The sequence below is a fragment of the Halobacillus litoralis genome, assembly GCF_009856355.1.
In the GTDB taxonomy this organism is placed as follows: Bacteria; Bacillota; Bacilli; order Bacillales; family Halobacillaceae; genus Halobacillus; species Halobacillus litoralis_B.
Map to the genome: position 1 here is coordinate 325616 of NZ_WMEW01000002.1, position 16760 is coordinate 342375.

General features: G+C 48.2%; 13 protein-coding genes, 1 other RNA gene and 1 other annotated feature. Of the genes, 3 read left to right on the top strand and 11 right to left on the bottom strand.

What is annotated here, in order from left to right; translation table 11 throughout:
* Positions 1-6: 6 nt before the first annotated feature.
* The 6 genes from GLV97_RS05510 to GLV97_RS05535 all read right to left on the bottom strand — a co-directional run bounded on the left by GLV97_RS05510 (position 7) and on the right by GLV97_RS05535 (position 6451).
* Entirely contained in the window at positions 7-2337 is a 2331-nt protein-coding gene (locus tag GLV97_RS05510; protein WP_160889193.1) for an ATP-dependent RecD-like DNA helicase, read from the bottom strand.
* Between the two features lie 21 nt (positions 2338-2358).
* Positions 2359-3018 (bottom strand): tetratricopeptide repeat protein, encoded by a 660-nt coding sequence (locus GLV97_RS05515; protein ID WP_160889194.1) that lies wholly within the window; start codon positions 3016-3018, stop codon positions 2359-2361.
* An 85-nt stretch (positions 3019-3103) separates the two neighbouring features.
* Positions 3104-4216 (bottom strand): tRNA 2-thiouridine(34) synthase MnmA, encoded by a 1113-nt coding sequence (mnmA, locus tag GLV97_RS05520; RefSeq protein WP_160840695.1) that lies wholly within the window; start codon positions 4214-4216, stop codon positions 3104-3106.
* Between the two features lie 20 nt (positions 4217-4236).
* Complete coding sequence (locus GLV97_RS05525; RefSeq protein ID WP_160889195.1) at positions 4237-5376, bottom strand: cysteine desulfurase family protein; 1140 nt, start codon at positions 5374-5376, stop codon at positions 4237-4239.
* Between the two features lie 18 nt (positions 5377-5394).
* Entirely contained in the window at positions 5395-5814 is a 420-nt protein-coding gene (gene cymR / locus GLV97_RS05530) for a cysteine metabolism transcriptional regulator CymR (RefSeq protein ID WP_027955302.1), read from the bottom strand.
* Complete coding sequence (locus tag GLV97_RS05535; protein ID WP_337192723.1) at positions 5768-6451, bottom strand: YitT family protein; 684 nt, start codon at positions 6449-6451, stop codon at positions 5768-5770. The genes cymR and GLV97_RS05535 overlap by 47 nt, the downstream gene beginning before the upstream one ends.
* Positions 6452-6569: 118 nt before the next feature.
* Here GLV97_RS05535 and GLV97_RS05540 point away from each other — a divergent pair, with 118 nt between their 5' ends.
* Positions 6570-7844, top strand: coding sequence for a replication-associated recombination protein A (locus GLV97_RS05540; RefSeq protein WP_160836212.1), 1275 nt, complete (start codon positions 6570-6572; stop codon positions 7842-7844).
* Positions 7845-7927: 83 nt separating this feature from the next.
* Positions 7928-8584: an RsfA family transcriptional regulator gene (locus GLV97_RS05545; RefSeq protein WP_160889196.1), complete on the top strand. Its 657-nt coding sequence runs from the start codon at positions 7928-7930 to the stop codon at positions 8582-8584.
* A gap of 51 nt (positions 8585-8635) precedes the next feature.
* Here the strand turns inward: GLV97_RS05545 and ssrS are convergent.
* The 3 genes from ssrS to hisS all read right to left on the bottom strand — a co-directional run bounded on the left by ssrS (position 8636) and on the right by hisS (position 11958).
* Positions 8636-8828: non-coding RNA, 6S RNA (gene ssrS / locus GLV97_RS05550), on the bottom strand.
* Between the two features lie 66 nt (positions 8829-8894).
* A complete protein-coding gene (gene aspS, locus GLV97_RS05555) occupies positions 8895-10676 on the bottom strand; it encodes an aspartate--tRNA ligase (RefSeq protein ID WP_160889197.1) in 1782 nt (593 codons plus the stop codon).
* A 1-nt stretch (position 10677) separates the two neighbouring features.
* A complete protein-coding gene (hisS, locus tag GLV97_RS05560) occupies positions 10678-11958 on the bottom strand; it encodes a histidine--tRNA ligase (protein ID WP_160836215.1) in 1281 nt (426 codons plus the stop codon).
* A 66-nt stretch (positions 11959-12024) separates the two neighbouring features.
* Positions 12025-12245 (bottom strand) — a binding site (T-box leader).
* Positions 12246-12406: 161 nt separating this feature from the next.
* Between hisS and GLV97_RS05565 the strand changes: the two genes are divergently transcribed.
* On the top strand, positions 12407-13918 hold the full coding sequence (locus GLV97_RS05565; RefSeq protein WP_160889198.1) for an SH3 domain-containing protein: 1512 nt from the start codon (positions 12407-12409) through the stop codon (positions 13916-13918).
* Positions 13919-13984: 66 nt separating this feature from the next.
* Here GLV97_RS05565 and dtd read toward each other — a convergent pair whose 3' ends face one another.
* Positions 13985-14431, bottom strand: coding sequence for a D-aminoacyl-tRNA deacylase (gene dtd / locus GLV97_RS05570; protein WP_160836217.1), 447 nt, complete (start codon positions 14429-14431; stop codon positions 13985-13987).
* Positions 14432-14446: 15 nt separating this feature from the next.
* The gene (locus GLV97_RS05575; protein WP_160836218.1) at positions 14447-16651 is read right to left on the bottom strand and encodes a RelA/SpoT family protein; all 2205 of its coding nucleotides are present in this window, start codon (positions 16649-16651) and stop codon (positions 14447-14449) included.
* Positions 16652-16760: the final 109 nt, after the last annotated feature.

Genomic DNA, 16760 nt, shown 5'->3' on the forward strand with positions numbered 1-16760 from the left:
CCTCTCCTACATAAAGTCATAAGGAGACAGCTGCTCTTCTTCCTCTTCCGGCTCAATCTCAGGTGCACTTTGTTCCTGCAGCTTGTCTTTAAGTCTTGTATACCGTGTATTCGTGTCCGTCGCCCGGACTCCTTCTAAAAAGGCGTCTTTATCCCCGCAGATGATCAGGGACTGTTTGGACCTTGTAATCGCCGTGTACAGCAGATTTTTACGCAGCATCCGCCGATAGCTCCTCACCACAGGGAGAATAACAATGGAAAACTCACTGCCCTGCGACTTATGGATCGACGTACAGTAGGCATGCATAATGCTGTTCAATTCCTTCTTCGGATACACGACTTCCTTTCCGTCAAAATCCACAACGACCTGTTCGACACCATCAACGTTCTCCTCCGCACGGAAAATAGCCGCTACTTCTCCGATATCGCCATTATAAACACCGTCATCCGGCTGGTTGACAAGTTGGATGACCTTATCCCCTTTACGGTAAGTCACTTCAAAATGCTTTAAATCACGCTTCTGCTTCTTTTGCGGATTTACCGTCTGCTGAATCGTTTCATTGAGCTTATGAATACCAACATCTGTCCGATACATCGGCGCAAGCACTTGAAGGTCCTTCGCATCGATGCCTTTATCCATTGCTTTTTTCACAATGCTGGTCACAAGATCGGCCAGCTGGTGTTCTTTAGCTGGAATAAAGTTGAAATCATGCTCTTTTTGAAGCGAAGCCTGGGTGCACGCATCATTTTTAATCTCATGCGCGAGCTGGATGATTTTCGACCCTTCCTTCTGCCTGTACACTTCTGTCAGTTTGGAAGAAGGAAGCTGTCCGGAAGCCAGTAAATCTGCAAGCACCTGACCGGGTCCGACCGATGGCAGCTGATCTTCATCTCCTACAAGCAGCACCTGCATATCATTGGGAACAGCACGGAAAAGCTGGTTGGCCAGCCATATGTCGACCATTGAAAATTCATCAACAATCAAAAGCTTCCCTTCCAATGGGTTATTGCGGTTGCGCTCAAAGGAGTCATGACCATCCCAGCCAAGAAGCCGGTGGATGGTACTGGCCGGCAGCCCTGTGGATTCGGTCATCCGTTTCGCAGCCCGGCCTGTGGGTGCAGCAAGAATGAACGGAAAGGTCTTATCCCCACGATAGTCTTCCGGGTTCACTGTCTCTTCGTTCAAAGCGGCATACGTATGGATAATACCTTTTATAACCGTTGTCTTCCCTGTCCCTGGTCCACCTGTGAGAATCATCAGCTTGGAGTGAAGGGCTTTTTCGATAGCATTGAACTGATCTTCCCCATAGCTCATCGCTTCTTCCTCTTCCAGATCACCGATGATTTTCATCAAGTCCGCCTGGGTGTGCGTCACTTCCACCTCTTCCTCCATGATCCGTTCAATATGACCGCGGAAGCCATTCTCTGCAAAATAGAGCGAAGGGAGGTAGAGACGCTCATCCTCGATATAAAGAAACTTATCCTCCCCAAGATGGATGATCTGCTCGGACAGCTGATCGAAGGTAATCGCTGTCCCAGACCCATGGTTCAACAGGCTCTCCACCTGAAGGAGGCATTCTTCTGTAGGAAGATACACGTGTCCGGCACTCATACTTTTCTGCATCACATAAAGACAGGCCGCCCGGATTCTCGTAGGGTGATCGTAAGAAAGGTTCTGCATCTGTGCCATTTCATCGGCCCGATGGAAACCGAATCCATCTACGTGAAAGACCAGCTGGTAAGGGTCCTCTTCAATGATGGAAAGCGTCTGATCCTTAAACGCTTCATAGATTTTCTGAGAAAGCTTCAAACCGAAACCGTACTGAGACAGATGGATCATGACATGTTCAAATCCCTGGTGCTTCTTTAACGCCTCATACAGCTGATCTGCTCTTTCATTCGGCAGCTTCGGAACTTGATCAAGCACATCCCTGTCCTCAAGAATACGGGTGACCGCTGTTTCACCAAGGGTGTCCACCACCCGTTCAGCGGTCTTCTTTCCAATCCCGTGGAAAAGATCACTGGAAAGGTATAGAATGAGGCCGTCCTTAGTTTCAGGGAGCACCCGGTTGTACATCTCTACTTCATACTGTTTGCCGAATTTTTTATGATCTTTGAATGAACCGTGGAAGATGTAGGTCTCCCCTTCTTCCAACGGGGAAAAATGCCCTTTGATGACGAGCGTTTTTTCTTCAAAGGACTCATTCGTCTCCTTCACGTTAATAGAGGCGATGGAAAAATGCTCCGACTCGTTGTGAAAAATCATCCGATTGAGCTCCCCCTTGACATAGGGACGTTCGTCTTCATTCGTTTCGCTAAAAAAGGATTGTTGAGTCATATCCATCGTTCTCCTTCGTTCTTACTCGTTTAACGCCTGTTCCACCTGACTTTTCGCATGAGCAGCGAGCATATGCTCAGGATTGATCTCCAATGCCTGACGGAAATGATCCAGAGCTTTGCGGGCATCTTCCTTATGAAGCGCAACTACGCCCAGGTTATAATGCGCATCACTATGCTGTTCCTCCAATTGTAGCACATGATTCATCACCTTTTCAGACGCATCAATCTGCCCGTTCTGCGCGAGACAGAGGCCGTATTGGAACTGAACATCCACATCGTCCGGAGCCAGTTCAGCTGCCCGTAAAAGGTATGGGAGAGCGAGTTTGACATACTCCTGATGAATGAAGGTCATACCGAGCATGAAATGCACATCCGCTTCCTCCAGGCCGTTTTTCACAGCGAGAAGGAACTGCTCCTGCGCCTTCGTATATTTCTCCTGCTCGTAATAAGCATTGCCGAGACCATAATAAGCGGTGGCAGCCGTCTTATCGATTTCAATGGCGCGGTTGAAGAAACGCACCGCCCGGTCGTTATCGTTCATATGCATCAACAGGTTTCCGAAATTAATATACCCTACAGGCTCGTTCGGATTTTCATCAATGGCTTCTGTAAAAAGTTTTGCTGCCTCCTCATAATTGTGGTTCTGCATTTCCTCGATTCCCTGCTTTAACTTATCCATGTTATCCACTCCTTTTCCAACGTTCATTTTAATACGAATCACACAAAAAAGTCATGCCCCTCCCAAGATGGACATGACTTTTTTATTATCCTACATAGTTGAGGGCTGTATCCTCTTTCAATACGGTATCAATCGTCGCACCGCCAAGGCAGATCTCTCCGTCATAAAAGACGACCGCCTGTCCCGGAGTGATGGCACGCTCTGGTTCGTGGAATTCCACTTTCCAGTTTCCATTTTCCGCCGGGTACACCGTTACACGGCTGTCATCCTGACGGTAGCGGAATTTCGCTGTACACTCAAATGGAGCTTCCGGTGCTTTTCCACTCGTCCAGTTCGCTTCTGAAGCCATCAGACCATCAGAGTAGAGAGCATCATGGTGGAAACCTTGTCCGACATAAAGAATGTTATCTTCTACATTCTTTCCAACGACAAACCACGGATCACCGGCACCGCCGATTCCAAGACCTTGGCGCTGGCCAAGCGTATAGTACATCAGACCGTCATGCTGTCCTTTCACTTCTCCATCCAGCGTTTCCATACGTCCCGGCTGCGCAGGCAGATATTCACTTAAGAACTCTTTGAAGTTCCGCTCACCGATGAAGCAGATGCCGGTGGAATCTTTTTTCCTGGCTGTAGCCAGATCATTTTCTTCGGCGATGGCACGCACTTCTTTTTTATCCAGATGGCCGAGCGGGAACATGACTTTCGACAATACATCCTGGGAAAGCTGGTTCAGGAAGTACGTTTGGTCTTTATTGTTGTCTTTTCCGCGCAGCATTTCAAAGTGTCCATCTTTTTCACGGACCTGTGCATAGTGACCGGTTGCAAGATAATCGGCCCCCAGGGACATGGCATGATCCATGAACGCCTTGAATTTGATTTCTTTATTACACATCACGTCCGGGTTCGGTGTCCGGCCTTTTTTATATTCATCGAGGAAGTAGGTAAATACTTTATCCCAGTACTGCTTTTCGAAGTTCACGGCATAGTACGGGATGTCCAGCTGGTTACAGACACGGATGACATCTTCATAGTCTTCCGTTGCTGTACAGACGCCATTTTCGTCTGTATCGTCCCAGTTTTTCATAAAAATACCCACAACGTCATACCCCTGCTCTTTGAGCATCAGTGCCGCTACGGAGGAGTCCACCCCACCACTCATACCGACGACGACGCGGGTGTCTTTCGGTTCTTTCATTATCTTTCACCTTCCTTAAATCAAGCGAGACGCTTGATGATCTGGCTGATTTTCTCAGCCGCTTCTATAACATCACCTTCATCATTAGCGAGACCAAAACTGAATCGAATCGAGTTTGTCGTTTTCGGATGACCAGGGCCGAACATGGCCGTCAGCACGTGGGAGGGCTCCACAGAACCCGCTGTGCAGGCACTCCCGCTGGAAGCGGCGATCCCTGACAGATCGAAGTTCGTAAGCAGCGTTTCCACGTTCATGCCGGTAAAACTGATATTCACAATGGAAGCGGCGGTCGTCTCTTCGTTTCCGTTCACTTCAAACGCAACCTCTTGATCCTTCAATGTCTGGATAAAGCTTCTTTTATAATGAAGATACTTTTCCTGATACGTCGAACGATTGGCTTCCATCACTTCAATCGCCGCCTGAAGCCCGCGGACTGCCGGCACATTTTCTGTACCCGCCCGGCGTTTCCGCTCCTGCTCTCCCCCATACTGTTGGGAAGAAAGGACGGTGCCCTCCTTCACATAAAGGAAGCCGACACCTTTCGGGCCGTTGATTTTATGACCGGACACAGCGAGAAGATCGACACCGAGTTCCTTCACATCAATCTCCATCAACCCGTAGGCCTGTACGATATCCGAGTGAAGATAAGCCTGATGATCCTTTAACAGTTCTGCTGTCTCTGCAATCGGCTGGACAGCTCCTGTTTCATTGTTGACCATCATGATCGAAACGAGGATAGTGTCCTCCCTTAACGCCTGTTTGATGTCTTCCAGCTGAACGTGGCCGTTTTCATCCACAGGTAGGTAGGTCACATCAAAACCTTCTGTTTCTAAAAATTCGACTGCATGTAATGTAGCATGATGTTCAATCGAAGTGGTAATGATATGACTTCCCTTATCTTTATTTGCACGGGCCGTACCGATGACAGCCAGATTATCCGCCTCTGTACCGCCGCTTGTAAACACAATTTCCTTTTCATGCGCATTCAGGCTGGATGCCGCTTTACGACGCGCCTTGTCCAGGATGCTTCTTGCTTTCCTTCCAAACTGATGGACACTGGAAGGATTGCCGAACGTTTCCTGATAGACAGGAACCATCGCCTCCACCACATCCGGATGGACAGGTGTCGTCGCCGCATGATCCAAATAAATGGATTTCATAAATTTCCCTCCAATGAATCAAATGTAAAACATATAGGCGTCCTGCGTCTGATCATCTACATGATCTTTCAAATCCTCAAGAGTTGTCGTATCCAGCACATCTTTTACGGCATCCCTGACTCTTTTCCACAGCGCCTGTTTGGCAGGCTCTTCATTTTCAATACCTTCCACCGGAGTGATCGGTCCCTCCAGAACACGGATGACATCACCGGCTGTAATCTCGTGCGGGGCTTTCGTCAGCATATAGCCGCCATACGCTCCGCGGACGCTTTTCACTAAACTGGCATTTCTTAATGGAGCAATCAGCTGCTCCAGATAATGCTCGGACAAGTCATTGTCCCTGGCAATCTGTTTCAGGGAAATCGGACCGTCCCCGAACTTTCTTGCCAGTTCAATCATAATGGTCAGCCCGTAACGGCCTTTCGTAGATATCTTCATATACTTCACCCTTCATTATTAAAAACTGCAGCCAACTTTTTGCATGAGGAAGTGTATATCCTACAAATGTCCCCAAAAACAAAGCAATGAATACGGTCCCTGCTCCAACAGGTCCACCCAGCAGAAAACCAAAAACAGCAATGATGATTTCTATACCATTCCGGACACTCGAAACCTTCCACCCTGTTTTATCTGTAATCAACAGCATCAGGCTGTCCCTCGGACCTGCTCCAATTTCAGGGGCCACATAGATCCCAATACCAAGAGCGGTGACAAAAATCCCTGAAATAAATACGACAAGCTGCATCCACAACACGTCGGGTTCCGGCAGCAGCCAGTTAAAGAAATCAATAAATACACCTATAAAAACCATATTTAAAATGGTCCCGATCTGAGGCCATTTTCTCTGCAGTACTGCACTTACAACGACAATAACAAGACCGGCGATAATGGACCATGTTCCAACTGTCAGTCCCAGCTGCAGGAAAAGGCCGTAATGGAACACGTCCCACGGACCTATTCCGAAGTCCTTGACCTGCATGGTCATCGAAATGCCAAGCCCGAGGATGATCAATCCCATACAAAAAAAGCTCCAGCGAAGCCACAGGGTACGCCTTTTATTCGTGGTCGATTGCACGGCCATCCTCCTCTCTCTATTATACCAAACGCTATTATAGCATGGATGGCAAGTCCCTTGCATTTTATGTGCAATCATTCTACGCTTACATTTATCACCTCTTAAAGGAGAATGAACAATGAGTCAGCAACCACTCGCCTACCGGATGCGCCCGGCAGATATTCATGAAATTATCGGACAATCCCACCTCGTTTCCGAGGGGAAAACGATCAACCGCATGGTCAAAGCCGGACGGCTGGCTTCGATGATCCTGTTCGGACCGCCCGGAACAGGCAAGACATCGATGGCAACCGCACTCGCCAAGAGTCTGCGCATGCCTTTTAAAATGTTAAACGCCGTTACAGATAAGAAAAAAGATATGGAAGCCGCTGTCGAAGAGGCAAAAATGCACGGGCAGCTCGTCCTCATCCTCGATGAAGTCCATCGGCTGGATAAGGCGAAACAGGATTTTCTGCTTCCTCATCTGGAAAATAACCGGATTACCTTAATCGGCTGTACGACAAGCAACCCGTACCACTCTATTAACCCGGCGATCCGCAGCCGCTGTCACTTGTTTGAACTGCATAAACTGACAACAGAGGAAATTAAGCAGGCTCTCACCCGGGCCGCTCAGGATGAAGCGAAAGGACTTGGACATTTACCTATGGAGATTACAGACGATGCCCTCGACCACCTGGCAGGGGCTTCGAACGGAGATCTCCGCTCTGCAATGAACGGCCTGGAGCTCGCCGCCTTTTCCACGCCGGAAAAAGACGGAACCATTATGATTGACCTTGAAGCGGCAGAGGAATGCATGCAGAAGAAAAGCTTTTCCCATGATAAAAACGGAGATGCTCATTATGATGTGTTATCAGCGTTTCAAAAGTCGATCAGAGGCAGTGATGTGAACGCGGCCCTCCATTATCTCGGCCGTTTGATAGAAGCGGGGGATCTGGACAGCATCGCCAGGAGGCTTGTCGTTATTGCTTATGAAGATATCGGTCTTGCCAACCCGCAGGCAGGTCCGAGGGCGCTTGCCGCTGTTGAGGCTGCGGAGCGGATTGGTTTTCCCGAGGCACGTATCCCTCTATCCGTAACCGTTACAGAGCTTGCGCTGTCACCAAAGTCCAACAGTGCCTACAAAGCGCTGGACGCAGCCCTATCCGATATCCGCAAAGGAAAAAGCGGCGATGTTCCTGCTCATTTAAAGGATGCTCATTATAAAGGGGCCGAAGCACTGGGACGCGGCATCGGTTATCAATATCCGCATAACTATGAAAATGCCTGGGTCGATCAGCAGTATCTTCCTGATTCCCTGAAGAAAAAGCGGTATTATGAACCTAAAACGACAGGAAAATTCGAACAGGCTCTTGAACAGGTGTACAGCAGGATAAATAAACAGCGGACCACCTGAGTATATTCCTGTCTTATGTTGGCTACACTACTACTAAATCTGACAAACTATTACCTTTTCAATTAGATTTAGGAGTGATGAAGATGCCTAAAGTAAGGCAGGATGCCTGGTCTCATGAAGACGATTTACTATTAGCGGAAACGGTGCTGCGGCACATTAGAGAAGGCAGCACACAACTGAAAGCCTTCGATGAAGTGGGAGACCTGTTGAATCGGACGTCCGCTGCCTGCGGGTTCCGATGGAATGCTGAAGTCCGCCAGAAGTACGAACAGGCGGTTGAACTGGCTAAAAAACAGCGCAAGGAAAAGAAGAGAAAAGAAGCCAAAGAACAGCAGGCCTACCAAACACCCCAGCCGGCCGCTTATTACCCGCCTTCTCCTGATCCGGAAGATTTCAGACTTCCAGAACCGGAGGCAGAACAGGAAATGACCTCAAGAGCTGCATCTGAAGAAATCGGCTTGAACGATGTCATCCGGTTTCTTAAAGGGCTGGAGCAGGAATCCTCCACTCAGCCGAGTGTGCAGGCGCGTCTCAATGAATTAGAAGAGGAAAACAAATCCCTTTCTGAACAGAACAGTCAGCTTCATAGAAAACTGGAATCCGTTACAGAAGACTATCAAGCCTTGATTCAGATTATGGACAGAGCCAGAAAAATGGTGTTATTTGAAGAACCTGAGCAGGACTATAAGCCGCAGTTCCGGATGGAAAAGAACGGAAACCTCGAAAATGTCGCCCGTTAAACGCAAAAGAGGAGCTCTCTATTTAGAGAGCTCCTCTTTGTGCATAAAAAAACCAATCCCAATCGTGCCGTTGCATCATGAGTTTTGAACCCGCTCTAGGCAGGTGGGTGCCCTGTTCCACATTTCTTGCGTCCTCCCATCAGTGATGGTTATGAGGCGTGCATTCCATGTAGAAACACCAGGCTCCCGTATCAAAAATGTTCGGTCAAAACGTACATTCGAACAACGTACACATCAGGATTGGTTTCTTTAATTTTGTAAATTCATCTTAGCATATTTACATAAGCTTATCAAGAATGAAGATGAAAATTTACTGTTCCGTTTTTTTGGAATCAGACGGCTTCAATTGAAGATGAAGTTCATCCAGCTGTGCTTCACTGACTGCGCCCGGTGCTTCCGTCAATAAATCGGAGGCAGACGCTGTCTTAGGGAAGAGAATCGTATCTCTCAGGTTGGTGCGTCCAGCAAGAAGCATGACAAGGCGGTCAAGACCAAAAGCGATTCCCCCATGTGGAGGCGTGCCGTAGTCCAATGCCTCAAGCAGGAAACCGAACTGTTCCTCTGCTTCCTCCCTGCTGAATCCAAGCACATCAAACATTTCATTCTGCATTTCTTTTTCATAAATACGAAGGGAGCCTCCGCCAAGCTCATATCCGTTCAGCACGATGTCATACGCTTCTGCCATCACATCACGAGGGTTTTTCTTCAATTCCTCGACATCCCCGCCGGCAGGCATTGTAAACGGATGGTGGGCTGCGAAATAGCGGCCTGCTTCTTCGTCGTATTCGAATAACGGCCAGTCGGTTACCCATAAGAAGTTGAATTTCGTTTCATCGATCAGGTCGAGGCGACGCGCAAGTTTCTGGCGGAGGGAACCGAGGCTGTCCCAGACGATCTCCGTTTTATCCGCAACAAACAGAAGGAGGTCTCCGTCTTCCGCCTGAAGCTTATCTTTTATGGCTCCGGCCTCTTCTTCAGCGAAGAATTTGGCGATTGGACCGTTGAATTCCCCGTCTTTCACTTTCAGCCAGGCCAGTCCTTTCGCTCCGTATACTTTGACGTCTTCGGTCAGCTTATCAATATCTTTTCTGGAGAAGGCATCCGCCTGACCCTTCACGTTAATCGCACTGACCTGTCCACCAGAGGCGACGGCACTGTGAAAGACCTTGAATCCGGAATCCTTCACAACGTCTGAGAGGTTGACCAGTTCCAGTTCGAACCGGGTATCCGGCTTATCAGAACCGAATCTCTCCATCGCTTCTGTGTACGGCATACGTATGAACGGAGTTTCAATATCGATGCCTTTGACTTCCTTCATCACGCGCTTCATCATACGCTCTGTCATCGCCATGATATCCTCTTTACTCATGAAGGATGTTTCGATATCCACCTGGGTGAATTCCGGCTGGCGATCGGCACGAAGGTCCTCATCACGGAAGCAGCGGGCGATCTGATAATACTTTTCAAAGCCCGAAATCATCAACAGCTGTTTAAACAGCTGGGGCGACTGTGGAAGTGCGTAGAACTCGCCCTCATGAACGCGGCTTGGAACCAGATAGTCCCGGGCTCCTTCCGGCGTACTCTTCGTAAGCATCGGCGTTTCCATATCCAGAAATTCCTCTTCGTTAAGGAAACTGCGGATAGACTGTGTCGTCTGGTGACGCATCTTGAACGTCTCCTGCATCTCTTTTCTTCTAAGATCGAGGTAACGGTATTTCAAACGAAGATCCTCAGAAACCTCTGACTGCTCCTCAATCATGAATGGAGGGGTCTTGGCTTTGTTCAGGATTGTCACGTCCTGCGCAGCCACTTCAATTTCCCCTGTTCCAAGATTCGCATTGACCGTATTCGGATCACGTGCCACCACATGCCCCTTCACTTCCAACACGTACTCACTTCGTACGTCTTCAGCTGTCTTCAGGGCTTCCGGGGAGGTTTCAGGGTTGAAAACCACCTGGACTATTCCGGAACGATCCCGAAGATCAATGAAAATCAGGCCGCCCAGATCGCGACGCTTCTGTACCCACCCTTTCAATGTAACTTCCTGTTCGATATGTTCTTTGCGGAGTGTTCCGCTCTGAGTTCGTATCATCTTACTTTCCTCCTGCCATTTGTTCTTTCATATATTCAATTACCGAGCCAAGTTCGATTTCCTTCTGCTCCCCTGTAGCCATTTCCTTCACATTAATGACTCCATTTTCGAGCTCCTGCTCACCGAGGACGAGCACGTACTTCGCATTCAAACGATCCGCCGATTTGAACTGGGCTTTCATTTTCTTACCCAGATAGTCCTTGTCGACTTGAAGCCCGGCAAGGCGCATGGAATCTGCAAGACGGACCGCTTCGACCTGGGCTTCCTCTCCAAGAGCCACAACATAGCAGTCCAGGTCTTCATCCACCGGCAGCTCGACACCTTCTGCTTCCAGTGCCATTAACAGACGTTCAATACTCATCGCAAAACCGATGCCGGACGTTTCCGGACCTCCGACTTCCTGAACGAGGCCCGTGTAGCGGCCGCCTCCGCTCAATGTCGTAATGGCGCCAAACCCTTCCGCTTCACTCATGATTTCAAAAGCGGTGTGGTTGTAATAATCAAGCCCGCGGACGAGGTTCGGATCTATCACATATTCAATGCCCATCGCATCAAGGTAACTTTTCACTTTCTCGAAGTAATCTTTCGAATAATCATTTAAGTATTCCAGTATCGAAGGAGCTGTTGCCATGGCCGGGTGATCCTTGTCTTTTTTACAATCCAGCACACGCAGCGGATTTTGATCAAGACGCACCTGACAATCGGAACAAAGCTCTTCCCGGTGTGGGTCGAAATGACGGACAAGCGCTGCTCTGTGAGCTTCCCGGCTTTCGGCATCACCAAGACTGTTCAATACCAGCTTCAAGGAGGAAAGGCCCAGCTCCCTGTAGGAATTCAAAGCAAGGGACAGCACTTCCGCATCTATAGCTGGATCGTCACTTCCAAGTGCTTCAATGCCGAACTGGACGAATTGACGCATTCTTCCCTGCTGTGGGCGCTCATACCGGAACATCGGCCCCATGTAGAAGTATTTGGACGGCTGATTCGGCAGGCCGTAAATTTTGTTCTGGACGTAAGCGCGGACAACAGAGGCTGTGCCTTCTGGACGAAGGGTAATGCTGCGCCCTCCACGGTCTTCAAACGTGTACATTTCTTTTTGTACAATATCTGTGCTGTCCCCTACCCCGCGCTGAAACAATTCCGTATGTTCAAAAATCGGGGTTCTGATTTCTTTATAATTAAAGCGGCGGCATAAATCCACCAGCTTCTGCTCCACGTACTGCCACTTTTCTGATGTACCCGGCAGAATATCCTGTGTACCTCTCGGTGCATTGATCGTCATTAAAATTCCTCCTGTCATATCAACCATTTTTTCCCACAAAAAAATCCGCCCCTTTTCCTGTTACAGAAAAGGGACGGATTAAACCGCGTTGCCACCCTGATTGGAGCCTCCAGCAGCTCCCGCTCAAAACAGTTAACGCCTGTGTACGTCTATGCCTACTCTAAGAATTTCGACATAGAACCTAAGGAATGTCTTTCGTCTGCACGTGACGGGGGGATACTTTCAGCCTATGGTATTCCCTCTCTGTCCGCATGGGTGCTGATTACTTTTTCCCTCAACGGTTTTCTCGTTTCATGTTAGAATTGATTTCTATCATATATTCTCCTTTCCACTTATGTCAAGCTGATGATTCCATAAAAGTATTAAAAAAATCAACAAACTATGAAGGATACCGGAGGCTTTTGTCGAATAGTGGAAAGGAGCTGTTGAACCAGGAGGTGGAAAACTATTGAAAAAAGGACTTTTTCTTATTGTCTTTTTATTGGCAGCTTTCAGCTTGATGGAGGCTGAAGGCAGGACAGCACATGCAGACCAAGCCGTCATTCAGGTGGATTACCTGAACGTAAGAACAGGTCCTGACACGAGCTACAACCGCATCGGCCAGGTGCACGCCAACGAAACGTACACCATTGTCAAGAAACAGAACGACTGGCTGAAGATCAACTGGAATGGGAAAACCGGGTGGGTGGCTGAATGGCTCACCACCGTAAAGAAGGAAACATCACAGGCCTCCGGCACTTATTATTCCAAGTATGATTACTTAAGGATCCGCTCATCGGCGGGACTGAATGGAAAGATCAAAGGGTACTTGATGAAAAACGATGTCGTAACTCCGCAGAAGTCGAGCGGAAAATGGGTGTACATCCAGCACGGCGGCATCAAAGGCTGGGTACATGGGGATTATCTTGCCCAGAAGAAATCTTCCAATTCCTCATCCGGAAGCTCGTCATCCAATGAAAGCTCCGGCAGTCAATCGGTTATTGGAAAAATTAAAGTAGACACACCAGTCTTGAATGTTCGAAGTCAGAATTCAACAAAAGGGACGATCCTTACTCAGATTAAAAAAGGCGGAGTTTATGAATACATAAACGAAAAAGATCGCTGGTACCAGATCAAGTGGGGAAACGGCCGGACAGGCTGGGTGGCAGGCTGGCTTGTTGATCCTGTGAGTGGAAACAGCTCCTCCGGGACCACAACGAATACAGCCGTCACTCTGGACTATAACTACACCAATATCCGCAGCGGTCCATCCACCGGGTATAAAGTTGTAGGCCGGGCTCATAAAGGCGATCAATTCGATGTCATTGCTGAAGAAGGCCGCTGGTATAAAATTAAATTCAACGGCATGACCGCGTATGTAGCGGGCTGGATTGTCACAGAAACCACCAAAGGTGCCCAGCACACCAGCTCCTCTTCGGGATCGTTAAAAGGGAAAACGATCATGCTCGACCCCGGCCACGGCGGTCGTGATTCAGGGGCTGTCGGAAGAGCGGGCAGTCACGAAAGTGATCTGACGTTAAGTACAGCCCACATCTTGAAGAAACAGCTGGAGCAGGCCGGTGCAGAAGTACTGATGACACGCAGCAGTGATGAGTATGTGGCTTTATCAGCCAGAACTTATTATTCCAATGCTTCCAGTGCCGACGCATTTATCAGTCTTCACTATAACAGCGCTCCTCTCTACATTGCTGCAACAGGACTGAATACGTATTATTATCACTCCAAGAACAAAAATCTTGCTTCAGATCTTCAGGCAGGCATGGTACAGAAAACGGGATTGAGAGACCGTGGAATTAAATATGGCAACTTCCACGTGATCCGGGAGAACAGGAAGCCATCCGTATTGCTGGAGCTCGGCTTCATATCGGATGCTCGTGAGGAACAGACCGTACGTACGTCCTCTTATCAAGAGAAAGTCAGCCAGGGTGTGACCCAGGGCCTTATTCAATATTTCAAATAAGCTGAACAGCAAACGATTATGAACAAAGAAAAAACAGCTGCGGGAACGATTCCCGCAGCTGTTTTTTTATCGTTCTTTACTGTCCAGTATCAGGGTGACAGGACCTTCATTTGTCAATTGCACGTTCATCATCGCTCCGAACGATCCGGTTTCAACGTGGACCCCCTGATCCATCACCATCTTATTAAAGGACTCATACAGTTGAACAGCTGCATCAGGCCGGGCTGCCCCCATAAAATTCGGGCGGCGGCCTTTGCGTGTATCTCCATACAACGTGAACTGGGAGATGGACAGCATCTGCCCCTCCACATCTTTAAGAGAATGATTCATTTTCCCGTTTTCATCTTCAAAAATCCTCAAATGAGGAATCTTGTCCGCTAAATAACGAGCGTCTTCCTCTGTATCTTCATGTGTAACCCCAAGGAGGATCACTAGACCACGCTCGATGCTTCCGACCGTTTCTTCTTCCACAGTGACAGAAGCATCAACCGCTCTTTGGACAACGGCTTTCATCTTCTATTCCCCTTTTTACTGCATCACACGGCGGACCGTGTATACTTCCTGAATTTGTTTGATCCGTTCGACGATTTTTCTCAAATGGTTTGTATTCTGGATGAGAATCGTTATGTGGATGGTCGCCATTTTGTTCCGGTCTGATTTACCTGAAACAGCGGTAATGTTGGTTTTTGTTTCATTGACCGCCTGCAGAACTTCGTTCAACAAGCCTCTCCGATCATAGCCCCAGATTTCCAAATCGACATGATACTGCTTGGAATCTGTGACCGACGTTTCCCATTTCACAGGAAGCAGACGGGTCTGTGCCTCCTCCGTATGCACGTTTGGACAATCCGTACGGTGAACGGATACCCCGCGGCCTTTAGTAATATAGCCGATGATTTCATCGCCGGGCACCGGGTTGCAGCATTTGGACAGACGAACGAGCAGGTTGTCGACACCTTCGACACGGACGCCTGAATCTTTTTTTCCTGTTTTGGAAGGTTTCTTAATTTCTGTCGTGCTGACATCGGCAAGGGTCTGTTCAAGGTCCTGTTCCTTCTGCTTCTGCTTACGGATTTTCTCTGTAAGCCTTGTAGCAATCTGGGCTGCGGTAATGCCTTGATATCCGACGGCGGCAAACATATCTTCTTCGTTGGCAAAGTTGAACTTCTCAGACACTCTATTGAGGTTGTCCTGGGTATAAACTTCCTTCGGCTGGAGACCGAAGTTGCGGATTTCCCGTTCTACAAGTTCTTTTCCCTTGGAAATGTTTTCGTCCTTCTGCTGTTTCTTAAAGAATTGTTTGATTTTGTTTTTAGCCTGGGAAGTCTGCGCAAGCTTGATCCAGTCTTTAGAAGGGCCGTACGCATGCTTGGACGTCATGATTTCCACAATGTCACCGGTTTTCAGTTCGTAGTCCAACGGCTCCATCTTCCCATTAACCTTGGCGCCGATCGTCTGGTTACCCACCTCGGTATGAATCCGGAAGGCAAAATCGACAGGCACCGAACCGGAAGGAAGTTCAATGACGTCCCCTTTCGGTGTAAAAACATAGACCATATCGGAAAAGAGATCCACTTTCAATGATTCCATAAACTCTTCGGCATCGTGGGTTTCACTCTGCCATTCCAGAATTTCACGGAACCACGTCAGTTTTTCTTCAAAGGATTGACCCGCTGTGTTCTGCCGGCCCTCTTTGTAAGCCCAGTGGGCAGCAATTCCGTATTCAGCGATTTCATGCATTTCATGGGTACGGATCTGAACCTCCAGCGGATCTCCCTTTGGTCCAATGACCGTTGTATGAAGAGACTGGTACAGGTTCGGCTTCGGCATGGCAATAAAATCCTTGAACCGGCCGGGCATCGGTTTCCAGCAGGTATGGATGATTCCAAGAACTGCGTAACAGTCCTTGATGCTGTTCACGGTAATTCTAACGGCTAACAAGTCATAGATTTCATTGAACTGCTTGTTCTGCAGCACCATCTTCCGGTAAATGCTGTACAGGTGCTTCGGCCGGCCGTTTAAATCAGCATCAATGTTTACATCATCGAGCTGATCACGAATTTCATCGATGACTTCTTCGATGTAATGCTCCCGTTCGTTCCTCTTCTGCTTCATCAAATGAACAATCCGGTAATACTGCTGCGGATTTAAGTACCTCAGCGCCGTATCTTCCAGCTCCCACTTGATTGTGGAGATTCCAAGCCGATGGGCAAGCGGAGCAAAAATCTCCAGGGTTTCGTTGGATATTCTCCGCTGTTTTTCTGCCGGGAGATGCTTCAGCGTTCTCATATTATGAAGACGATCAGCGAGCTTGATAAGAATCACCCGCATATCCTTCGCCATAGCTACAAACATTTTACGGTGGTTCTCTGCCTGCTGGGCTTCCTTGGATTTGTATTTGATCTTACCTAATTTGGTAACACCATCGACAAGCATGGAAACCTCTTCATTAAAAGCTTTCTCAATCTCCTCCAGTGTAATATCCGTATCTTCCACGACATCGTGAAGAAATCCCCCTGCGACGGTTTCGGGATCCATTTCCAGATTGACCAGGATTCCTGCAACCTGAATGGGGTGGATAATATAAGGTTCACCGGATTTTCGGAATTGACTGCTGTGCGCTTCCTCTGCGAACTCATAGGCACGACGAATAAAAGCCAGATCCGACTCATTTAAATACTGGCTTGCCTGTTCTATGACCTCTTCAGCAGTTAGAACTGTATCTTTCGCCATTCAATCACCCTGATTCCTTTAAGACTTTCTAAAGTTATTTGTCATCATTATCAAAAAAAGCACCTTTTTTGTAAAGTCATACACATCCAGCGCTTGTAAAACAAAGAGC